The sequence below is a fragment of the Novosphingobium sp. AAP83 genome (assembly GCF_001295795.1).
GTDB lineage: Bacteria > Pseudomonadota > Alphaproteobacteria > Sphingomonadales > Sphingomonadaceae > Novosphingobium.
In genome coordinates, this window is sequence record NZ_LJHY01000022.1 from 127,484 (window position 1) to 146,973 (window position 19,490).

The following is a 19,490-nucleotide window of genomic DNA, read 5'->3' on the forward strand; positions in this document are numbered from 1 at the left end:
TTCACGTGGGAAGCCCGTATTGCTACGCTTTCAATCAGCGAGCGTACCAGCCTTGCTGGCGATTGGCTTCACGTCTTTGACATCAAACGACACCGGACGACCGTTGAAACGACCCGTAACGGTGCGCTTGTTAACACGCAGTTCGAAAGGCACCTTGCCGGCATAGGCTGAACCTTTGAGCACCTTCACATCGCCCTGTTGTTCGGCGGTGTAGTCGTACTTCACGCCTTGATAGGTGAAGCTTCCTGCATCGGGTTCAGCGGCATTTGCAACAGCGGCCGGAGCGGTGAGAAGAAGAGCGGCTGCGGTGATAGCGAACGAAGAATTAAACATGGCAATGTCTCCTGCTAGATAAGGAAAGATTGCCTTCAGCACCCTTATCTTGTTGCATTGCAGCATATACGATGGGTGCGATGCGGCAATTGTAATTGGAGGCACTGCGGTTGTGAATTTTGCAACCGGCATAACTAAGTGTCAATTTATCAATAACTTGAACGATTGTTCGCCAAAAACATACCCTAAATTACGTAGTAACACATACGAATTCGGTGATGTGCACCTGCACACAATCAACGCTTGCGAACGAACTCTGCGCGCAACACGAGGCCTTTTATGCCCGGGTACTTGCAGTCGATCTCTTGTGAATCGCCGGTCAGGCGGATCGATTTGATCAACGTGCCTTGCTTCAGCGTTTGGCCTGCACCCTTCACATCAAGGTCTTTGATCAGGGTTACCTGATCGCCGTCCGCCAGAAGATTGCCAACCGCATCACGCACTTCAACCGTGTTGGCGACAGATTGCTTTGCCTGCAAATCAGCTGCGGTCATCCATTCACCACTGTCTTCGTCATAGACGTATTCTTCATCGTTGGTCATGGTAATCCCCGCTTTGTGGTATTGGCCGTGGCACCGCAGCAACGGAATGACCAGCAAAAGGTTTGGAGTGGAAGGTCTTGGATAAGGCAATCATCGAGCTGGGGCAGGAGCATCGGCAAAAGGCTGTGCACACGCTCAGCATGGCCTTTGCTCATGATCCCGCGATGGCATGGATGTTTCCCGATTCCGTTGTGCGGGCGCGTCGGTTGCCCCTGCTGATGGACTGGATGTTTGTCGATCATCTGCGCCATGGCATGGTTTTGGGAACACCGGGATGCGAGGCAGTTACGCTTTGGCGACCGCCAGGAACCGTGCATGATCATACAGCACTCACACCACTGTCCGCTTTGCGGTTCGTGCGCATGTTGGGGACAGCCGTACTAAGGGCAGATCGCATAGACAGGCGGATTGGCCACCATTTGCCAGCAGGGGAGCAACAGTTCTATTTGCGGATGGCTGCGGTCAGGGCGGATAGGCAAGGCCAGGGTTTGGGCGGGCTTGTGATCCGCGCGGGGCTTGAACACAGTGATAAGGCAGGATTACCCGCCGTGCTTGAGACCGCTACCCAAAGTAATGTCGGGCTCTATCGCGCGCTGGGATTTGATGTGATTTCCAACTGGAAAGTAGCACGTGACGGTCCGCAATTCTGGACGATGCAACGCGCCTCTACACGATAGCATCAAAGATCAGTTTGCCGCCAAGAAATACCATCAGCGCATAAATGATTGTGTAAAAACGCTCCGGACGCAGCAGTCGGACAATCCGCACAGAAACCAGCGTGGTGATGATGGCCAAGGGTGCCAGCAGCGCAGCTGAGACCAGAACATCGTGGCTGAATACGCCAAGCGCCATGTAACTTGGCACCTTTATCCAGTTTATCGCGGCAAACAGGATCGAATTGGTTCCGGCATAGGTAAGATGCGGCAGTTTGCGGGGCGTTACCCACATCTGGAAAGGCGGGCCTCCGGCATGGGCGATCTGGCTGGTAAAGCCGGTTGCCACGCCAAACAGGCCGCCAACCCACCCCGGCGAAGTTGACGCCGCCACCACACGCCCGCCGCGCTCGACCCATATGCGGTACAGGCCGAACAACAGCGTGACAGCACCAAGCACCCCCATCATCGGTTTTTCGTCAACACTGGCAGCGATGCTCCACCCGATCACGACGCCGATCACCGCGCCGGGCAGCATCCATGCAACGATCCATTTGTCCCACGAATGCCGGAAGGACCAGACGCTTACCGCATCTTGAATGATCAGGATGGGCAACAGGATTGCCGCGGCCACACTTGGCGGCAATACGAGCGCCGCGATCGGCGTACCCAAGGCCGCGAGCCCTGAAAACCCCCCTTTTGCCATCCCCACAAGGATGACAGCCAAGGCGCAGAAAGCCAGAGTTGCCGGGTCTGATAACAGCATCACGTTAGGGACGTTCTGTACGGAATGGCCAGTCGGTCACTCGCCCTGCCCAAAGTGACGCCCAGATGATCAGCGGCTGCGCAAACATCCGTGGCACATGATAGCCAAGCCCAAGCCCGCCATCCGGCTTTGCTAGGTCGATGATGAAATGATTGATGTTGGCCGGAAAAACGCAAGCGGCATAGAGCGCAAGGCCAACGGCTGCGGCACGGCGAATCTGCGGTGCAAACCATTGGGTCAAACCGATTGCACCAAGGACTTCGGCAATACCGGTCCACAGAACAACGGCTTGTGGAAAGGGGACCCATGTTGGCATTATTGCCAGAAACGGTGCGGGGGCAGCAATGTGAATGATGCCGGCGGCAAGATAGAAGATGGCCAGACCACAGAGCAGGGCTGTGCGGATCATGGTTTTGGCACAACCATGTAGTCCGCGCAGGGATATCGGACGCTATTCATAACGTGATGCTTGCTGCCATGAACAGCGTAAGTCAATCACCACAGGGCAGGGGCAAGTATGAGTTTTTCGCCGTTGCTTACCGTCCAACCCAGTCGCGCGATCACATCGTTGCTTTCACGTGCGGTGCGGCCTTTGGCCAGCGACCAGGTAACATGCCACACTTTGCCATCTGGCCGTGCAGTCGATCCCTCTATTGCAACAACCAAGGCTTCGACACCGGCACCGTCATCAGCGTGCCCGACGATGATTGCTTCGCCCGCGTGTGGTGGCGCTTTAGTACCGCTAACTGATAACGTGACGTGATCCGCGATTACATCGGCATAACGCGGCGGGTAGGTTTTCAACAGGGCGGCACGTTGTTCCCGATCAAGTTTCCACCCGATAGTCACACCAGCGCCGCCTTTGTTAAAGTTCAGATTAGGCAGGAGTGACAATCGCTCCTGTTACCCAGATGATGGTCAGCGCCACGATGGCGAGCGTCAAGCTGAGCCCAAGCACCCACCGTAAGACGTGACTGGTTTCGCCAGCACGGGCTTCATCTGTCGTGATACGGGTTTCTTTGCCTTGGCGTTCCATAGCGCGTCTCCTTGCATAGTTACGGTGCTTACCGGCTCTACGTTTGGAAGCGCGCCCTGTTCCGGCGCGGCCTGTTTACGGGCTTAAGGTGCTCTTGTTTAATCGCGCAAAAGTTCGTTGATTCCGGTCTTGCTGCGGGTTTGCGCATCAACCGTCTTGACGATCACGGCGCAATATAACGAAGGCCCTGTCGTGCCATCGGGCAGCGGCTTGCCTGGCAGCGCGCCGGGAACAACCACCGCATAAGGCGGCACGCGGCCGATGTGGATTTCTCCGGTCTGGCGATCAACAATCTTGGTCGAGGCACCAAGGTAAACCCCCATCGAAAGCACTGCGCCTTCGCCAACAATAACGCCTTCAGCCACTTCAGAACGCGCGCCGATGAATGCGCCGTCTTCGATGATCACAGGTCCGGCTTGCAAGGGCTCCAGCACGCCGCCAATGCCGGCACCGCCCGAGATATGCACGTTTTTGCCGATTTGCGCGCACGAACCAACCGTCGCCCAGGTATCAACCATGGTGCCTTCATCAACAAACGCACCGATGTTGACGAAGCTTGGCATCAGCACGACGCCCTTGGCGATATGCGCGCCTTTGCGGGCAACGGCCCCGGGAACTACGCGGAAACCGGCTTCGCGGAAGCGGGCATCGTCCCAGCCCTCGAACTTGGATGGCACCTTGTCAAAAGCAGGCGCACCGCCCGATCCGGCATCGATAATCACGTTATCGTTCAGGCGGAATGAAAGCAGAACCGCCTTTTTCAGCCACTGGTTGACCTGCCATTCACCGTTGATCTTTTGCGCCACACGCGCTTTGCCGCTTTCCAGCAATTCGAACACGGCCTCAACCGCTTCGCGCACGCTGTCGCTGGCAGGTGTTACATTGGCGCGGTCTTCCCAAGCAGCTTCGATGGCGGCTTCTAGGTGAGCGGTCATGGTGTATCTCCGTCGGGAATTTTCTGGGCAGCAGGTTCGGATTATAAATTAATTGCGCGCGCCGCCTAGCCCAACAGGGGGTGATCGGCAAGACTTGCCAACCAATTGTCGATATCCTCGATAGTCAGATCAATGGCAGCATCGTCCTTGGCACGATCACCCCATTCGGTCGCAGCATCAATCCATACAGTTTGCATGCCCAAGGCTTTGGCCGGCGCAAGGTTGCGGGCCATATCCTCAACGAACACCGCCGTTTCAGGGCGAATGCCGAATGCTTCGATCAGGCCTGAATAAGCGGATGGTTCGGGCTTCGGGCGATAGTTCATCGCGTGGATATCCCACATCCCATCGAAGCTGTCGGACAGGCCAAGCCCAGCCAGTACGCGGCCAGCATAGGCATCATCACCATTGGTGAAAACCAGCTTGCGGCCCGGCAGCGCCGCCAGCTTACCGGCTAGGCGCGGAGCTGTTGCGAGCGCGGCCATATCGATATCGTGCACGAAGTTGAGGAATTCGTAAGGATCAATCGCGTGGTAATGCAACAGTCCCGAAAGCGTGGTGCCATGATCATGAAAATAGAGTTTTTGCACACGATGCGCCTCGGTCGCATCGCAGCCGAGCAGGTTCTGGATGAATTCGCCCATCCGCACATCGATCTGGTCAAACAGGCGCGAGGATGAGGGGTAGAGCGTATTATCCAGATCAAAGATCCAGCAGTCCACGTTTGTGGGATCAAAGGCCATTGCCAATCCGCCTTCAGCGCTTTTGCGGAAGAGGGGGCGTGATGTGGCGCAGCTTCGCTCCATCACCATCTTCAAGTACATAGATTGACCCGTCCGGCGCCTGTTCAATCTCGCGGATGCGGTTGCCCAGATCAATGCGTTCCAGTTCGCGGATCTGTTTGCCCTCCATGCCCACACGGACAATGCCGCCCGCGCCTAGCGCCGCAATCAGGCCTTGCCCCTGCCATTTCGGGAAGGCGGTGCCGGTGTAGAAGATCATGTCGCCCGGTGCGATCACCGGCGTCCAATTGATCGACGGAGGTGTGAGGTCCGGGCGGGTGCCGTGGCGCGGGATCGACTTGCCGTCATAATGATCGCCGCCCGATACCAGCGGCCAACCATAATTCTTGGCAGGCTCAACCAGATTGATCTCGTCCCCACCGGCAGGCCCGTGTTCGATATCCCACAACCGGCCATCAGGCGAAAACGCGATACCCAGCAGGTTGCGATGGCCATAGGACCAGATTTGCGCAGCAACGCCGCCCTTGTCGGCAAAGGGATTGCCGGGGGCGGGCGTGCCATCGGGCAGCAAGCGCAGCACTTTGCCGAGATTGACGGTCAGGTCTTGTGCCGGCGTGAACTTTTGCCGATCGCCCGAGGTGACAAACAGGTATTTGCCATCGGGTGAAAACGCGATGCGGTGTGAATAGTGGCCACGACCGGTGACCTTGGGGAACTGCCGCCAGATGATCGACAACCCCTCAAGCGCGGGCGTTTCTCCCAATTTCAGTTTTGCGCGGGCGACAACTGCACCGCGAGTATCGTTGTCTCCTGACACAACCCAACTCAGGTAGACCATGCCAGTGGTGGCGTAATCGGGGGAGGCGACAACATCGCCGAAGCCCCCTTGGCCAGCGTAGGCAACTTGGGGAACGCCGCTGACGTCCACGGCAGATGCGGAACCTTCGCGCCAAAGCTTCAACGCGCCCTTTTTCTCGGTTATCAGCGCCATATCGGTGCCGGGCAGGAACGTCATCGCCCACGGCTCGCTGAATGTGGCAACGTCGGTGATAGTGAGGCCTGCTGCATCCGGCGTGACTGTCGCCGGGTCTTGCGCAGAAATAGGGGAGCCGCAGCTTGCGAGTAGCAGGGCGAGGGGCGATAGCGTTTTCAGGATCGGATTCGTCATGACCTCTTTAATGCCTCGCAAACCAACAAGTGCCAGTGTCTTTTCGGGCCACCCTGCAAACGGCGTGATTATCGGCGTTGACGAGGCGGGCCGCGGACCCTTGGCCGGACCGGTTGTGGCCGCTGCGGTCATCTTGTGCAAGCCGCGCCCTGCGGGCCTTGATGATTCCAAAAAGCTGTCCGCAGCCCGCCGCGCATTGCTTGAGGAAAAGATCAAACGCCGCTGCCGCTGGGCGGTGGGTGTGGTTGAGCCTGAAGAGATCGACCGGCTCAACATTTTTGGCGCAACAATGTTGGCGATGTCGCTGGCGGTGGCTGCATTGTGTGAACAATTGGCGGACGGTGAAGCTGTGGGCGAAGTGCTCATCGACGGCAATCTCACGCCGCAAGGCCGTCGCCCCGAATGGTGCTGGCCTGCGCGCGCCATTGTGGGGGGCGATGCGATTGAGCCATGTATTTCAGCAGCTTCAATCATTGCCAAAGAGCATCGTGACCGGATCATGCGGCAAGCAGCGCTTGACCATCCCCATTACGGGTGGGAGCGCAATGCCGGCTATGGCACGCCCGAACACCTTGCGGCATTGCGCCAACACGGCGTTACGCCGCTTCATCGGCGCAGTTTCGCTCCGGTGGCCCAATTAATGCTGTTGTGATGAAATAAATTTTGGTGTGAGTCCTGCGGGGCACACTACTACATGTTGAGTCCTCGGGTCATCGCAAGACTCTACATATCGATCCGGACTCCTTCCGTTCTCATTTTTAAACCCTTACGACTCGCCGAAATCCGGCGAGTCGTCGCTTGACGCGGGACTCCGAATGACTCACCAGTGCGGCTTATTCCAAAGTTTAGGGACACGTCATGGCAGTCGCACTCAAAGAACGCGCAAAAGCGCTTCGCGCCGCACCGGCAAAGGTGCTCAAGAGCGAGGTGGCGCTGCCGCTGAACCGCATTTTGCGCGGCGATTGCATCGAGGAAATGCGCAAGCTGCCCGATGGTTCGATCGACATGATCTTCGCAGACCCCCCTTATAACCTGCAATTGGGTGGCGATCTGGCGCGTCCTGATGGCAGTCATGTGGATGCCGTCACCAATGACTGGGACAAATTCTCCAGTTTTGCAGTCTATGACAAGTTTACCCGCGAATGGCTCGCCGAAGCACACCGCTTGCTCAAGGCCGATGGTTCGATCTGGGTGATCGGCAGCTATCACAACATTTTCCGCGTTGGTACGATCCTTCAGGATCTGGGCTTCTGGATCCTCAACGATATCATTTGGCGCAAAGCCAACCCGATGCCCAACTTCAAGGGCACCCGCTTTACCAATGCTCACGAAACGCTGATCTGGGCCTCGAAAAGCGAGAAGTCGAAGTACACATTCAATTATCGCGCGATGAAGACGCTGAACGACGAGTTGCAAATGCGCTCGGACTGGGTCTTGCCGATCTGTTCGGGGCCTGAACGCCTGCGTCGCAACGGCACCAAGGCGCACCCCACGCAAAAGCCCGAGGCCTTGCTCTATCGCGTGATGTTGGCCACGACCAACAAGGGCGACGTGGTGCTCGATCCGTTCTTCGGCACCGGCACGACGGGCGCTGTCGCGAAGCGTTTGGGTCGCGACTGGATCGGTTGCGAACGTGAATCCGACTATATCGAAGTTGCCGAAGAGCGCATCGCTTTGGCATTGCCGCTGGATGAAAGCGCGCTGGTTACGATGCAGTCCAAGCGCTCGGCGCCCAAAGTCGCGTTTGGTGCGCTGGTGGAAAGCGGATATCTAACGCCGGGGATGAAACTTTCGGCAAAGAAGGGCCAGATCAGCGCCATCGTACGGGCCGACGGCTCTCTGCAATCAGGTGCTGAAATCGGTTCCATTCATGGCCTTGGCGCAAAGCTGCAAGGCGCGCCATCGTGTAATGGCTGGACGTTCTGGCATGTCGAGCATGAAGGCGAGGTCAAGCCGATCGATGCTCTGCGCCAGTTGTATCTGCTCGCGGTTGAGGATTGAGCGTAGGTCATCGCAGCGGTAAGTGCGATTGATGCAAACCATCTACATCCGCCCCATCGCGCTGGTCGATAGCCCGCAGGCAGAGGAGGGCGAGGCGATCCGGCTTGGTGGCGGCATGGTTTATGCCAGCCGCTTTGCCTTGATCATACGCGATGGGGGCAAGGTCGTTTCGCGCGCACGCCTTGGTGCGGCAGAACTGCCATCGGCATTGGCCACCTTGCCCGCTGACTTGGCTGCAGAGGCGAGCACACAGTGGGACAACTTGCGCAAGGCGCATGGTCCGCTGGTCTGCGGCCCGCGCATGATCCGACTCGATCAGCCGCAAATCATGGGCATTCTCAACGTCACGCCAGATAGCTTTTCCGATGGCGGCAAGTTTCTCGATAAGCCCGATGCGGCGCTCGACCATGCGCATGCGATGCTTTCGGCCGGGGCAGGCATTATCGATGTGGGCGGAGAATCTACCCGTCCCGGCGCTGCGGCGGTGTGGGAAGGGGACGAGGTCAAGCGCGTCGTTCCGGTGATCGAACAACTGGCGGCAAGCGGTGCCGCCATATCGATTGATAGCCGCCGTTCGATGGTGATTGAGGCTGCACTGGCGGCAGGCGCGCATATCGTCAACGATGTGTCAGCCATGCGCCACGATCCGCGCACAGCCGAGATTGTGGCAAACAGCGGCGCGCCGGTGGTGTTGATGCATGCGCCGGGCGATGCGGGCGATCTTCATGCCGACGGTGAATATCGCGACGTTGTGCTAGATGTGTTCGATGCCCTGCGCGAACGCCGCGATGCGGCTTTGGCCGCTGGCATTGCGCGTGAAAAAATCCTGCTCGATCCCGGCATCGGCTTTGGCAAGTCGCTGGCGGAAAACCTTGCCCTGATCAACGCCTTGCCGCTGCTCCACGCGCTGGGTCAGCCGGTCTTCTTTGGCGCGAGCCGCAAGCGTTTGATAGGTGCGTTATCGAATGAGGTGCCCTCTCACCAGCGGATGCCGGGATCGGTCACGCTGGCGATCAAGGCGTGGCAGGCAGGCTGTCAGATCGTGCGCGTGCATGATGTGCACGAAACCGTGCAAGCCTTGCATGTCTGGCGCGGGCTTTGCGATGCCGCGCTGACCGATTTCAGCCAACTGGCCTAAAGCGAAACGCCGCCATCGCTTAGTAGGCAGGTGCCGGTGATCGTTGCCGCAGCGTCTGACAGCAAGAACCCGATTTGCGCGGCCACTTCATCGGCTCGGGCAAAGCGGCCAATCGGCGTTGCATCTTTCGCCATCGCGGCGAGCGCCTGATCCCTGCCGCCGTGCTGCTCGACCAAGGGTGCAAACCATTCGGCGCGGTCCCAGATGCCGGTGTCCACACCGCCCGGCGCAATCGCGTTTACGCGAACGCCAAACTTTGCCGCTTCAGCCGCTGCGACTTTGGCCAATTGGATCGTGGCGGCTTTTGAGGCTGAATAGGCTGCCGTGCCCGCCGCAACTTTGATGCCCGAGACAGAAGCCGTGATGACGACCGAACCGCTGCCCTGCCGCTTCATCGCCCGCAGCGCGGTGCGCAACGAAAGGAACGTTCCATCAAGGTTGACTGCCATCGTCTTGCGCCAGTTGGCGATATCCAGATCGACGATGTCATCGTTGCTGGCGATGCCTGCCTTGAGCACGGCATAATCAAGCCGGGGCAAGTCGCGTTCGAGCAGCTTCCATAGCGACGGATCGGCAATATCGCCGCCCAGTGCATTGACCTTGCAGGATAAGCCAAGCGCGCCAAGGCCACCGCGATCCATGTCGATCAGGATCAATTCGCCAATGCCGCACGCATCAAGCCAGCGCGCGGTTGCAGCGCCAATGCCTGAAGCCGCGCCTGTTACCAAGGCGACCTTGCCGCCGAATTCCGATTCACCTGACATCGGCCAAAATTAGCGTGTCAGGCGACGTTGTCGATGCCCAGTTCCGAAAGTTTGCGGTAAAGGGTGGACCGGCCAATCCCTAGGCGGCGCGCGACTTCTGTCATGCGGCCACGATAATGGCCTATGGCCAGACGGATAACGTCTGCTTCTATCTCTTCCAACGGGCGCAAATTGCCATCGGCGGAAAATAGCGTCACGCCTGCACCATCGGTAACGCTGGGTGCCCGGCGCGTGCCTTCGCCGATCAAGCTGGACAGGTTAGGGAAGTCTTGCGCGGTCAATGCCTCGCCTTCGCAAAACACCGCAGCGCGGAAGAGGGTGGTTTGCAACTGGCGGACGTTGCCCGGCCAATCATAAGCCGCGAGCAAGGCCAGCGCACCGTCGGTAATGCCCAGTGCACGTAAGCCTGGTTGTTCGCCAATGCGCGTGAGGAAATGCCTTGCCAGCGCAGGAATATCGCTGGAACGCTGGCGCAAGGCGGGCAGGAACACTTGGGTTTGCGTTAACAGCGCATGGAGATCGGCACGGAAATCACCCAGATCCACCAGATCGCGCAGGCCAGCGTTGGCGCAAGCGATCAAGCGCACCTCAACCCGGAAGGAATGGCGGGCACCGATAGGTTGGACATCGCCGCGTTCGAGAAACCGGACGATGCGCTCTTGCATCGATTCGGGCATCCGGTCGATTTCGTCGATCACCAAAGTGCCACCATCGGCATGTTGCAGGACGCCGATGTGACGTTCAAATGCGCCGGGGAAGGCCCCTTTTTCATGGCCAAACAGCAAAGATTCGATCTGGTTTGCAGCAATGCTGGCGATGTTGATCGTGCGCAGGCTCGTTTTTGCACGCGGGCTAGCGGCGTGCATGGCGCGAACCAGCATTTCCTTGCCGGTGCCGGTTTCGCCTTCGATCAGCACTGTGCCGTGCGTGCGCGCGGCTTTTGCTGAAACGGCAAGTGCTGCCCGGAAGGCTGGCGTTGCACCGATCATCGAATCGAAATCGAGTGTTGCGCCGATTTTTTCAGTGAGCGGCTGCAATTCGCAGGCATCGCTTTCGCGCGTGGTTGCGCTGCGCAAGGCTTGGAGCAGGCGTTCGGGCGCTACAGGCTTGATCAGATAGTCCGTAGCACCGGCGCGCATGGCCTCAACCGCCAGCAAGGGAGAGGCGCTGGTGGTGAGCATAAGGATAGGCAGGGCAGGGCGGCGGGCCTTCAGTTCTGCGATCAAAGAGCAGGCGTCATCACCCGGAACCCATTGATCCAGAACGATTGCGCCAAGTTGCATGCCTTGGCGAGTGCCCAGCGTAGCAATGGCGCTTTCCGAATCGCGCGCGATGATTGTGCGCCATCCTTCGCGTGATGCCAGCGCTGTAATCAGGCGACATTGCGCGGGTTCATCATCGATGAGCAAGAGAAGGCGTTGTTCAGGCTCCTGCATAAACTGGTCTATCCACTCCCCCCACACTTAAAACAGGAGCCAACCGATATACGCATAGGGTAAAGAGCCGATTAAGCACCAAGACGTTGTTACGGTCTTGAGCCAAAGGCGTGTGAGCGCTAGAGGGCGTTAAGCATGCCCGAATTGGGTCGGATTTTTGGGGAAGAAAATGGCTTCTGGAAACGATATCAAAGCTGCAACGGCAACGTACGAAGGTTTTGTGAACCTCGTAAAGTGGTCGACACCGGCCATTTGCATTCTGGTTCTCGTCGTCATCCTCGTGATCCAGTAACCAAACGGTGACAGGGGCAATAAAGATCGCCGTCCTACGGGAGCGTGCGGCAGGAGAGAGCCGGGTTTCGGCAACACCGGAAACGGTCAAAAAATTCATTGCCCTTGGGGCATCGGTCGCCGTGGAAAGCGGTGCAGGTGCGGGGGCTTCGATTGGCGATGATGATTATCGCGCGGTCGGAGCGCAGGTTGTCGCAACCGATGCCGCCAAAGATGCTGACATTGTGCTTGGCGTACAAGGGCCTGAAGCTGATTTACTCGCAGGCGTAAAGCCCGGCGCGTGGATCGTGGCGGGTCTTGATCCGTTCGGTCAGCGCGATCGGGTCGATGCCTATGCTGCCGCTGGCCTTGAAGCGCTGGCGATGGAATTCATGCCGCGCATCACGCGTGCTCAGTCGATGGACATCCTGTCGTCGCAATCGAACCTTGCTGGTTACAAAGCGGTGATCACTGCGGCCAATATCTATGGCCGAGCATTTCCGATGATGATGACAGCAGCCGGCACGGTCTCTGCGGCCAAGGCATTCGTTATGGGTGTTGGTGTTGCAGGACTTCAGGCTATTGCAACAGCGCGTCGCATGGGCGCGCAGGTTTCGGCAACCGATGTCCGTTCCGCTACAAAGGAACAGATCCAGTCGTTGGGTGCCAAGCCGATTTTCGTTGAAAGCGTGGCTGGTATCGAAGGCGAAGGCGCTGGCGGATACGCTACGGAAATGTCCGAAGAATACCAGAAAGCGCAGGCTGAACTGGTTTCCGCGCACATCGCCAAGCAGGATATCGTGATCACCACCGCACTGATCCCGGGCCGCGCTGCGCCGCGCCTCGTATCAGATGCGCAGATTGCCACGATGAAGCCGGGCTCGGTGATTTTCGATCTTGCCGTATCACAAGGCGGCAACGTCGAAGGTTCGGTTGCGGATCAGGTGGTCGAAAAGCACGGCGTCAAGATCGTCGGCTATTCGAATACCGCAGCGCATCTGGCGGCAGACGCTTCGGCGCTGTTCAGCCGCAACCTTTATAACTTCCTCTCGGCCTTCTGGGACAAGGAGCAGGGCAAACCTGTTCTTGATGAGGAAATCGGCAACGCCATCCGCCTGACACAGGGCGGCAAGGTCGTGAACGAACGACTGCTCGGCTGAGGGGGCCTGACATGGACTTTATCTCGATCCTGAGCATTTTTGTGCTCGCCTGCTTTGTCGGGTACTACGTCGTCTGGTCGGTGACCCCGGCGCTTCACACACCGCTCATGGCCGTTACTAACGCGATTTCTTCAGTGATCGTGGTGGGCGCGCTGGTTGCCTCGGCGGCTGCCGGTAGCCCTTCGGCCAAGTGGCTGGGCCTTGGCGCTGTGGTGCTGGCTTCGGTCAATATCTTTGGCGGGTTCGCCGTTACGGCACGCATGCTGGCGATGTACAAGAAGAAGGAGAAGAAGTGATGGAACACGTCGCTGTCTCCCCATGGGTCGCTTTGGCCTATCTCATCGCAGGCGTCCTTTTCATCCTCGCGCTGCGTGGGCTTTCCAGCCCTGCGACAAGCCGTGCGGGCAACCGCTACGGCATGATCGGCATGACCATCGCTGTGGTAACAACGCTGCTCACGCACTCCATCGCCAGCCTGCCTGAAATTCTTGTGGCCCTCGCCATTGGTGGCGGCATCGGCTTTGTCATCGCAAAGCGGATCGCGATGACCGACATGCCGCAACTGGTCGCGGCGTTCCACTCGCTGGTCGGTCTCGCGGCGGTTCTGGTGGGCCTTGCGGCCTATCTGAACCCCGAAGCTTTTGGTATCATGCTTCCGAATGGTCAGATCAATCCGGTCAGCCGGATCGAACTCGGCCTTGGCGTTGCGATTGGTGCGATTACCTTCTCGGGTTCGATCATCGCGTTCCTGAAGCTTGCCGGCAAGATGAGCGGATCGCCGATCCTTCTGCCGGGCCGCCATGTGCTGAACCTTGGCACCTTGCTGGCAATCATCGCGTTGACCGCATGGTTCACGCAGGACCAGTCGGTTTGGGTCATAGCCACGCTGACCGTGCTCGCTTTCATCATTGGATTCCTGCTGATCATCCCGATTGGCGGCGCGGATATGCCGGTGGTCGTCTCGATGCTCAACTCCTACTCGGGCTGGGCAGCGGCGGCGATGGGCTTCACGCTCCAGAACACCGCGATGATCGTGACCGGCGCGCTTGTCGGCTCATCAGGCGCGATCCTTTCCTACATCATGTGCAAGGCGATGAACCGCAGCTTCCTCTCGGTGATCGCAGGCGGCTTTGGCGCAGAAGCAGCGGCTTCGGATGGCACGGTGCGCGAACAGCGTCCGTGGAAGCGCGGCTCGGCTGAAGATGCTGCCTATATGATGAAGGAAGCCGAAAGCGTCATCATCATTCCGGGTTACGGCATGGCGGTCAGCCAAGCCCAGCACGCGCTGCGCGAAATGGGCGACCAGTTGAAAGCGCACGGCGTTAACGTAAAGTATGCGATCCACCCGGTCGCAGGGCGTATGCCGGGGCACATGAACGTGCTGCTGGCTGAAGCCAACGTGCCTTACGATGAAGTGTTCGAGCTCGAAGACATCAACAGCGAGTTCGCGCAAGCTGACGTTGCCTTTATCATCGGCGCGAACGACGTGGTCAATCCGGCTGCCAAGACAGACAAGTCCTCGCCGATCTACGGTATGCCCGTGTTCGACGTCGACAAGGCCAAGACGATCTTCTTCGTCAAGCGCTCGATGGGCGGAGTCGGCTATGCCGGTGTCGACAACGACGTGTTCTACATGGACCAGACGATGATGCTTCTGGCCGATGCCAAGAAGATGGTCGAAGATATCGTCAAGTCGTTGGGGCATTGATCAATATGCGGCAAGGCGCGCATGTGTTTCGTCAACAAGCTCGCGCCAAGCGGTCTTGTGGCGGGGCTGCGATCCTTGCCGCTGCTTCTCTGGCACTCGCATCATGCGCACCTGCCAAACTGGCGCAAGGGCGCGTGAAATCGGCGCTTGTTGAGGCTGGCCTGTCAGAAGCCAATGCGACTTGCATGGCTGACAGGATGACTGACAGGCTATCCATAGGCCAACTTCAACGGCTTCAGGCCTTGCAGGGGGCAAAACGCGGCTTGGCCGATTACGTCGCAACCGTGCGGCGTATCGGCGATGCCGAATTGCTCGGCGTGACAGCCAGCGCCGCTGCACTTTGCGCAACAGGCTTTGCACCGGAAAAGCGGTAAGCCCTAGACCTGTTCTGCCACCTTTCGTAAGGCGAGGGCCGGACAGCCCGGGGAGTATCGGACGTTGCGCAAAATCGGCCTTATCGGTGGCATGAGCTGGGTTTCGACCCGCACGTATTATGAAGACATCAACCAGCTGGTGCAGGCACGCAAAAGCACTTCTGCAAGTGCGCCGCTTCTGATTGAGAGTTTGGACTTCACCGATCTCATGCGTTTGTCGACGCCCGAACAATGGGCGCATGCAGCGCAAGTCCTGTGTGACAGCGCGCGCAGGCTTGAGCAGGCAGGCGCGATGGCACTGCTGATCGGGGCCAATTCGATGCACAAGATCTACGACACCGTGGCCGCTGCTGTTTCGGTGCCGGTGATCCATATTGCCGAAGTTGTCGGTGCAAAGATGAAAGCCGATGGCATCACGAGCGCCACTTTGCTGGGCACACGCAATGTGGTGATGGAAAGCTTCTATCGCAAACGTCTGGTCGCCCACGGTATCACCTTGCTACCGCCGGTTATCGAAGAGGTCGAAGAAGTTGACCGCATCATCTACGAAGAACTGATGCAAGGCAAAGCCACGCGCGCTGCCGAACGCACGCTTAAAACCATGCTCACCACGATGGGCAACCGGGGCGCACAAGCGGCAGTGCTGGGCTGCACCGAGCTCGACATGATCGTTGATGTCGATGCTAATGTGCTGCCAATTTACGATTGCACGCGGATTCATGCCGAAGCGGCGGTCGACTGGATGTTTGGCTGATCCGATGACAAGTGCAGGCCGGGCGCCTTACGCCAGCGATCCCTTGCGGTCGCGCGGGCGGGAGTTCGTCACTGATGGCGGATCTGCGCGAGGTCCTCGCAGCGATTTCCAGCGTGACCGTGACCGGATCATCCATTCCATCGCGTTCCGCCGCTTGCGCCACAAAACGCAAGTGTTCATCGCGCCAGATGGTGATCACTATCGCGTTCGCCTTACGCACAGCCTGGAAGTGGCGCAAATTGGACGCGTTATCGCGCGCGCGCTGGGGCTGGACGAGGACCTGACCGAGGCGCTGTGCCTTGCGCACGATATCGGCCATCCCCCGTTTGGCCATGCCGGCGAGGATGCGCTGGAAACGGCGATGGAGGGCGCGGGCGGGTTTGATCATAACGCCAACACCTTGCGCGTGTTGATGCGGCTCGAAAGCCCCTATTGCGGGCACGAGGGCCTGAACCTCTCCTGGGAAATGTTGGAAGGCCTTGCCAAACACAACGGCCCGATCCTGAAACCATCGTGGGCGCTGGCAGAGCTTGATCAGGCCTATCCCCTGGATTTGCCGACTTTCGCCTCTCTGGAAGCGCAAGTTGCCGCGATTTCCGACGATATTGCTTATGACAATCACGACATCGACGATGGCTTGCGTGCGGGGTTCCTGAGGCTTGATGACCTGATGGAACTGCCCTCGGTTGCCGATCAGTGGCGGCAGATCGAGCGGCGTTTTCCCGGTGCGCCGCAAGACCGGATGCTGCGCGAACTGGTGCGCGGCCAAATCGGGAGGATGGTCAACGATGTCATCGCTGAAACGCAATCGGGGATAACTGATACCGGCGTTACTACCGTTGAAGAGGTGCGGGCAGCCAACCGGCCACTCGCCACGTTCTCGGCCACGATGGGTGAGGAAGAGCGTGCGCTCAAGCAATTCATGTATTCCCGCTTGTATTTGCATGACGAACAACGCGCGACCGCAGATCGGGCGCGCGATGTGATCGCGGCCCTGTTCGCTGCCTATGCCGCTGACCCTGCGCTATTGCCCGAAAGCTGGCGCGCTACGCTGCCACAGGCTGAACCTGCGCGGACAAGGCACATCGCCGATTTCATCTCGGGCATGACCGATCGTTATGCGATTGACAGCTATGCCCGCTTGTTTGGCGAAACGCCCGAAGGGTTGCGCAATGTCTGACCAGACACGAGTGGTTCTGGTGGGGGCCACCGGCTTGATCGGGCGCGCGGTGATGACTGAGGCTATTCATCGGCCCAACATTCATCTGGTGGCCGTTGCACGGCGCGAGACACTTTTGCCAAAAGGCGCGCGGATGGAACTGTTGCTTTCCGATGCAGAGCATTGGCCCGACGCCATTGCCGCGGGACGCCCCTGGACCGTGATCATCGCACTGGGAACAACCATGAAGGCGGTGGGCGGCGACAAGATGGCTTTCCGCTCTGTCGATCATGATCTGGTCTTGGAATGTGCGGCTGCGGCAAAAGCTGCGGGCGCGCGCCAGTTGATCGTGGTTTCATCGGTGGGGGCGCAGTTTTCTTCAAAGAACTTCTATCTATCGGTCAAAGGCGAGGTCGAGGCCAAATTGGCCAAACTGCATTTTGATCGTCTCGACATCATCCGTCCGGGCTTGTTGCGTGGCCATCGGGAAGGTCCGCTTCGTCCGGTGGAGCGGCTTGCGATGATCTTCAGCCCTTTGCTGGATTTGCTGATGATCGGAGGCTGGCGCAAGTATCGTTCGGTCAGGGACAGCGAACTTGCGCGGGTCATTCTTAGTTTGGCCGGTAGCAAGCAGCACGGTCGCCATGTGTTCGAGCATGACGACTTCCGGCGCGTGCTTCATCGTCGATAAGGAGCGGGGATAAGGGTGGCGTGGCGAGGTTGACTTCACGCTGCACCGCAGCGAAAAGGCACCGTCGCTGATCGCGCGGGAGAGTTCTCTCGATTCGTTCAGAATCGGGAGACGCCGAAGGAGCAACCGCCCCGGAATCTCTCAGGCACATGGACCGCGTGGGTCGATAGCGACGCTCTGGAAAGTGCTACCTCTCTTAGAGGGGGGCCGCCGAAGGGGTAACCCCATCAAGCCCTTCTGGAGAGGAGGGTGGGGGAAAGCTCTCAGGTTTCCGTGACAGAGGGGGCGCCGAATGGCGTCTGAACTGTACGGGAAACTGATTTGTGAGCGACACATACGATATTGATCTGTCCGATGACCACGAAGGCGAGCCGCTTGGCCCGCTTTCGCTGCCACTGGATGATTGGCACCGCGCACGCGGTGGCCGCATGGTGGACTTTGCTGGGTACTGGATGCCGGTCCAGTTCGAAGGCATCATTGCCGAACATCTATGGACGCGGACCAGTGCCGGGTTCTTTGATGTCTCGCACATGGGCCAGCTCTATGTTTCGGGCGAGGGTGTTGAAGCTGCACTTGAGGCTGTTCTGCCGATTGACCTTGCGACGCTGCCGGTGGGCGGGGTGCGCTATTCGCTGCTGCTGAATGATCAGGGCGGCATCCTTGATGACCTGATGGTAACGCGCTGGAGCACCGGCTTTTACCTTGTGGTCAATGGCGCGACCAAGTGGGACGATATCGCCCATTTGCGCGAGTTTCTGCCTGACGAAGTCACGCTCAATCATCTTGAAGACAGCGCGCTTTTCGCATTGCAAGGCCCAAAGGCTGCCGAGGCATTGGAGGGTTTGATCAGCGGGGAGCAGTCGCTTTCATCGCTGAGCTTCATGCGCGGCGCGGCCTTCAAGTTGGGCGAGATCGAGGCGTGGATCAGCCGCTCGGGCTATACCGGCGAGGACGGCTTCGAGATTTCCGTTCCTGCTGAGAATGCAGCTGAAATCGCCGATTTGGTTTGCGCGCAGCCGCAAGTAAAGCCCATAGGCCTTGGTGCGCGCGATAGCCTTCGACTTGAAGCAGGCCTTCCGCTTTACGGCCATGACATGACCGACTCGGTCGATCCGGTCAGTGCTGACTTGCTGTTTGGCATCAACAAACGCCGCCGCACCGAAGGCGGTTTTCCCGGGGCTGACACGATCCTGCCGCTAATCACCAATGGCGCGCCGACGCGGCGCGTCGGCCTGTTGATTGAAGGCCGGATGGCCGCACGCGAAGGCGCAATGGTCCTGCTTGGCGATACCGAGATCGGCACGGTTACGTCCGGTGGTTTTTCGCCAAGCCTCGAACGGCCCATCGCGATGGCCTTTGTTGCCACAGAGCATGCCGCACCCGGCACATCACTTTCCATCGACGTGCGGGGGCGCAAGCTTGCCGCCACTGTCGCGCCGATGCCTTTCGTTCCCCACTGTTATTACCGCAAAGGAGCCGCATGATGACCCGCTATTTCACCAAGGACCACGAATGGATCGCGGTTGAAGGCAGCGAAGCCACTGTTGGCATCACGCATTATGCCCAGAGCCAGTTGGGCGACATCACTTTCGTCGAAGTGCCCGCCATTCATGCCACGGTTGGCAAAGGCGATAGCGCTTCAGTAGTTGATAGCGTGAAGGCCGCATCGGACGTCTATGCGCCGGTTTCGGGCACAGTCACCGCCGTCAACGCTGCGCTCGAAGATCAGCCCGAACTGGTCAATTCCGAAGCCGAGGGCGAAGGCTGGCTGTGGAAGATGACTTTGTCCGACCCTGCCGAGCTTGCAGGATTGATGGACGAGGCTGCCTATCAGACATTCGTGGCGGAGCTTTGATCCG

At 58.8% G+C, this 19,490-nt stretch carries 25 protein-coding genes and 2 riboswitches; of the genes, 14 read left to right on the forward strand and 11 right to left on the reverse strand.

Going from position 1 to position 19,490, the window contains the following annotated elements; translation table 11 throughout:
- Positions 1 to 30: 30 nt before the first annotated feature.
- Positions 31 to 465 carry a hypothetical protein gene (locus IP81_RS12265; RefSeq protein WP_231626550.1) on the reverse strand — a complete coding sequence of 145 codons (435 nt, stop codon included), beginning with the start codon at positions 463 to 465 and terminating at the stop codon, positions 31 to 33.
- Between the two features lie 104 nt (positions 466 to 569).
- Positions 570 to 875: an alkylphosphonate utilization protein gene (locus IP81_RS12270; protein ID WP_054108536.1), complete on the reverse strand. Its 306-nt coding sequence runs from the start codon at positions 873 to 875 to the stop codon at positions 570 to 572.
- A gap of 77 nt (positions 876 to 952) precedes the next feature.
- Here IP81_RS12270 and IP81_RS12275 point away from each other — a divergent pair, with 77 nt between their 5' ends.
- The gene (locus IP81_RS12275) at positions 953 to 1,552 is read left to right on the forward strand and encodes a GNAT family N-acetyltransferase (protein WP_157573194.1); all 600 of its coding nucleotides are present in this window, start codon (positions 953 to 955) and stop codon (positions 1,550 to 1,552) included.
- Here the strand turns inward: IP81_RS12275 and IP81_RS12280 are convergent.
- From IP81_RS12280 to IP81_RS12305, 7 genes are all read right to left on the reverse strand, one after another.
- On the reverse strand, positions 1,542 to 2,294 hold the full coding sequence (locus IP81_RS12280) for a sulfite exporter TauE/SafE family protein (protein ID WP_054108537.1): 753 nt from the start codon (positions 2,292 to 2,294) through the stop codon (positions 1,542 to 1,544). The genes IP81_RS12275 and IP81_RS12280 overlap by 11 nt on opposite strands.
- Positions 2,295 to 2,298: 4 nt before the next feature.
- Positions 2,299 to 2,703 (reverse strand): DoxX family protein, encoded by a 405-nt coding sequence (locus tag IP81_RS12285; RefSeq protein ID WP_054108284.1) that lies wholly within the window; start codon positions 2,701 to 2,703, stop codon positions 2,299 to 2,301.
- 86 nt (positions 2,704 to 2,789) lie between these two features.
- Complete coding sequence (locus IP81_RS12290; RefSeq protein ID WP_231626553.1) at positions 2,790 to 3,143, reverse strand: hypothetical protein; 354 nt, start codon at positions 3,141 to 3,143, stop codon at positions 2,790 to 2,792.
- A gap of 28 nt (positions 3,144 to 3,171) precedes the next feature.
- On the reverse strand, positions 3,172 to 3,330 hold the full coding sequence (locus IP81_RS20925; protein ID WP_197274613.1) for a hypothetical protein: 159 nt from the start codon (positions 3,328 to 3,330) through the stop codon (positions 3,172 to 3,174).
- Between the two features lie 98 nt (positions 3,331 to 3,428).
- A complete protein-coding gene (dapD, locus tag IP81_RS12295; protein ID WP_054108285.1) occupies positions 3,429 to 4,265 on the reverse strand; it encodes a 2,3,4,5-tetrahydropyridine-2,6-dicarboxylate N-succinyltransferase in 837 nt (278 codons plus the stop codon).
- Between the two features lie 65 nt (positions 4,266 to 4,330).
- A complete protein-coding gene (locus IP81_RS12300) occupies positions 4,331 to 5,008 on the reverse strand; it encodes a pyrimidine 5'-nucleotidase (protein WP_054108286.1) in 678 nt (225 codons plus the stop codon).
- A gap of 13 nt (positions 5,009 to 5,021) precedes the next feature.
- Positions 5,022 to 6,176 carry a PQQ-dependent sugar dehydrogenase gene (locus tag IP81_RS12305; protein WP_054108287.1) on the reverse strand — a complete coding sequence of 385 codons (1,155 nt, stop codon included), beginning with the start codon at positions 6,174 to 6,176 and terminating at the stop codon, positions 5,022 to 5,024.
- Positions 6,177 to 6,186: 10 nt separating this feature from the next.
- Here IP81_RS12305 and IP81_RS12310 point away from each other — a divergent pair, with 10 nt between their 5' ends.
- The 3 genes from IP81_RS12310 (at position 6,187) to folP (ending at position 9,315) form a co-directional block, all read left to right on the forward strand.
- Positions 6,187 to 6,828 (forward strand): ribonuclease HII, encoded by a 642-nt coding sequence (locus IP81_RS12310; protein ID WP_054108288.1) that lies wholly within the window; start codon positions 6,187 to 6,189, stop codon positions 6,826 to 6,828.
- Positions 6,829 to 7,034: 206 nt separating this feature from the next.
- Positions 7,035 to 8,177 carry a site-specific DNA-methyltransferase gene (locus tag IP81_RS12315; RefSeq protein WP_054108289.1) on the forward strand — a complete coding sequence of 381 codons (1,143 nt, stop codon included), beginning with the start codon at positions 7,035 to 7,037 and terminating at the stop codon, positions 8,175 to 8,177.
- A 31-nt stretch (positions 8,178 to 8,208) separates the two neighbouring features.
- Entirely contained in the window at positions 8,209 to 9,315 is a 1,107-nt protein-coding gene (gene folP / locus IP81_RS12320; protein ID WP_369800740.1) for a dihydropteroate synthase, read from the forward strand.
- On the opposite strand, the gene IP81_RS12325 is transcribed toward folP, so the two are convergent.
- Both IP81_RS12325 and IP81_RS12330 read right to left on the reverse strand, forming a co-directional pair.
- Complete coding sequence (locus IP81_RS12325) at positions 9,312 to 10,079, reverse strand: SDR family NAD(P)-dependent oxidoreductase (protein WP_054108291.1); 768 nt, start codon at positions 10,077 to 10,079, stop codon at positions 9,312 to 9,314. The genes folP and IP81_RS12325 overlap by 4 nt on opposite strands.
- 17 nt (positions 10,080 to 10,096) lie before the next feature.
- Positions 10,097 to 11,515, reverse strand: a complete 1,419-nt coding sequence (locus IP81_RS12330) for a sigma-54 dependent transcriptional regulator (protein ID WP_054108292.1) — start codon at positions 11,513 to 11,515, stop codon at positions 10,097 to 10,099.
- A 169-nt stretch (positions 11,516 to 11,684) separates the two neighbouring features.
- Here IP81_RS12330 and IP81_RS19700 point away from each other — a divergent pair, with 169 nt between their 5' ends.
- The 10 genes from IP81_RS19700 to gcvH all read left to right on the forward strand — a co-directional run bounded on the left by IP81_RS19700 (position 11,685) and on the right by gcvH (position 19,486).
- Entirely contained in the window at positions 11,685 to 11,807 is a 123-nt protein-coding gene (locus IP81_RS19700) for an aa3-type cytochrome c oxidase subunit IV (protein ID WP_082356134.1), read from the forward strand.
- 19 nt (positions 11,808 to 11,826) lie between these two features.
- On the forward strand, positions 11,827 to 12,945 hold the full coding sequence (locus IP81_RS12335) for an NAD(P) transhydrogenase subunit alpha (protein ID WP_082356158.1): 1,119 nt from the start codon (positions 11,827 to 11,829) through the stop codon (positions 12,943 to 12,945).
- Positions 12,946 to 12,956: 11 nt separating this feature from the next.
- Positions 12,957 to 13,241, forward strand: coding sequence for an NAD(P) transhydrogenase subunit alpha (locus tag IP81_RS12340; RefSeq protein ID WP_011445494.1), 285 nt, complete (start codon positions 12,957 to 12,959; stop codon positions 13,239 to 13,241).
- Positions 13,241 to 14,653, forward strand: a complete 1,413-nt coding sequence (locus IP81_RS12345; protein ID WP_054108294.1) for an NAD(P)(+) transhydrogenase (Re/Si-specific) subunit beta — start codon at positions 13,241 to 13,243, stop codon at positions 14,651 to 14,653. The genes IP81_RS12340 and IP81_RS12345 overlap by 1 nt, the downstream gene beginning before the upstream one ends.
- A gap of 23 nt (positions 14,654 to 14,676) precedes the next feature.
- The gene (locus IP81_RS12350) at positions 14,677 to 15,027 is read left to right on the forward strand and encodes a hypothetical protein (RefSeq protein WP_231626566.1); all 351 of its coding nucleotides are present in this window, start codon (positions 14,677 to 14,679) and stop codon (positions 15,025 to 15,027) included.
- Between the two features lie 64 nt (positions 15,028 to 15,091).
- Positions 15,092 to 15,781 carry an aspartate/glutamate racemase family protein gene (locus IP81_RS12355; protein WP_054108296.1) on the forward strand — a complete coding sequence of 230 codons (690 nt, stop codon included), beginning with the start codon at positions 15,092 to 15,094 and terminating at the stop codon, positions 15,779 to 15,781.
- Positions 15,782 to 15,785: 4 nt separating this feature from the next.
- The gene (locus tag IP81_RS12360; protein ID WP_054108539.1) at positions 15,786 to 16,961 is read left to right on the forward strand and encodes a deoxyguanosinetriphosphate triphosphohydrolase; all 1,176 of its coding nucleotides are present in this window, start codon (positions 15,786 to 15,788) and stop codon (positions 16,959 to 16,961) included.
- Entirely contained in the window at positions 16,954 to 17,631 is a 678-nt protein-coding gene (locus tag IP81_RS12365) for an NAD(P)H-binding protein (protein ID WP_054108297.1), read from the forward strand. Before IP81_RS12360 ends, IP81_RS12365 begins: the two co-directional genes overlap by 8 nt.
- Before the next feature lie 66 nt (positions 17,632 to 17,697).
- Positions 17,698 to 17,798: riboswitch (glycine riboswitch) on the forward strand.
- Positions 17,799 to 17,921, forward strand: a riboswitch (glycine riboswitch).
- 33 nt (positions 17,922 to 17,954) lie between these two features.
- A complete protein-coding gene (gene gcvT / locus IP81_RS12370; protein ID WP_082356135.1) occupies positions 17,955 to 19,115 on the forward strand; it encodes a glycine cleavage system aminomethyltransferase GcvT in 1,161 nt (386 codons plus the stop codon).
- Positions 19,115 to 19,486 carry a glycine cleavage system protein GcvH gene (gcvH, locus tag IP81_RS12375; RefSeq protein ID WP_054108541.1) on the forward strand — a complete coding sequence of 124 codons (372 nt, stop codon included), beginning with the start codon at positions 19,115 to 19,117 and terminating at the stop codon, positions 19,484 to 19,486. The genes gcvT and gcvH overlap by 1 nt, the downstream gene beginning before the upstream one ends.
- The last annotated feature ends 4 nt before the right edge of the window (positions 19,487 to 19,490 follow it).

Bases quoted from the DNA above. Each gene is read 5' to 3' on its own strand.
- IP81_RS12270 (WP_054108536.1), bottom strand. From the start codon at position 875: ATGACCAACGATGAAGAATACGTCTATGACGAAGACAGTGGTGAATGG.
- IP81_RS20925 (WP_197274613.1), bottom strand. From the start codon at position 3,330: ATGGAACGCCAAGGCAAAGAAACCCGTATCACGACAGATGAAGCCCGT.
- IP81_RS12340 (WP_011445494.1), top strand. From the start codon at position 12,957: ATGGACTTTATCTCGATCCTGAGCATTTTTGTGCTCGCCTGCTTTGTC.
- IP81_RS12310 (WP_054108288.1), top strand. From the start codon at position 6,187: ATGCCTCGCAAACCAACAAGTGCCAGTGTCTTTTCGGGCCACCCTGCA.
- dapD (WP_054108285.1), bottom strand. From the start codon at position 4,265: ATGACCGCTCACCTAGAAGCCGCCATCGAAGCTGCTTGGGAAGACCGC.
- IP81_RS12265 (WP_231626550.1), bottom strand. From the start codon at position 465: ATGCCGGTTGCAAAATTCACAACCGCAGTGCCTCCAATTACAATTGCC.
- IP81_RS19700 (WP_082356134.1), top strand. From the start codon at position 11,685: ATGGCTTCTGGAAACGATATCAAAGCTGCAACGGCAACGTACGAAGGT.
- IP81_RS12285 (WP_054108284.1), bottom strand. From the start codon at position 2,703: ATGATCCGCACAGCCCTGCTCTGTGGTCTGGCCATCTTCTATCTTGCC.
- IP81_RS12360 (WP_054108539.1), top strand. From the start codon at position 15,786: ATGACAAGTGCAGGCCGGGCGCCTTACGCCAGCGATCCCTTGCGGTCG.
- gcvH (WP_054108541.1), top strand. From the start codon at position 19,115: ATGACCCGCTATTTCACCAAGGACCACGAATGGATCGCGGTTGAAGGC.
- IP81_RS12300 (WP_054108286.1), bottom strand. From the start codon at position 5,008: ATGGCCTTTGATCCCACAAACGTGGACTGCTGGATCTTTGATCTGGAT.
- IP81_RS12345 (WP_054108294.1), top strand. From the start codon at position 13,241: ATGGAACACGTCGCTGTCTCCCCATGGGTCGCTTTGGCCTATCTCATC.
- IP81_RS12280 (WP_054108537.1), bottom strand. From the start codon at position 2,294: ATGCTGTTATCAGACCCGGCAACTCTGGCTTTCTGCGCCTTGGCTGTC.
- IP81_RS12315 (WP_054108289.1), top strand. From the start codon at position 7,035: ATGGCAGTCGCACTCAAAGAACGCGCAAAAGCGCTTCGCGCCGCACCG.
- IP81_RS12305 (WP_054108287.1), bottom strand. From the start codon at position 6,176: ATGACGAATCCGATCCTGAAAACGCTATCGCCCCTCGCCCTGCTACTC.
- IP81_RS12365 (WP_054108297.1), top strand. From the start codon at position 16,954: ATGTCTGACCAGACACGAGTGGTTCTGGTGGGGGCCACCGGCTTGATC.
- IP81_RS12325 (WP_054108291.1), bottom strand. From the start codon at position 10,079: ATGTCAGGTGAATCGGAATTCGGCGGCAAGGTCGCCTTGGTAACAGGC.
- folP (WP_369800740.1), top strand. From the start codon at position 8,209: ATGCAAACCATCTACATCCGCCCCATCGCGCTGGTCGATAGCCCGCAG.
- IP81_RS12330 (WP_054108292.1), bottom strand. From the start codon at position 11,515: ATGCAGGAGCCTGAACAACGCCTTCTCTTGCTCATCGATGATGAACCC.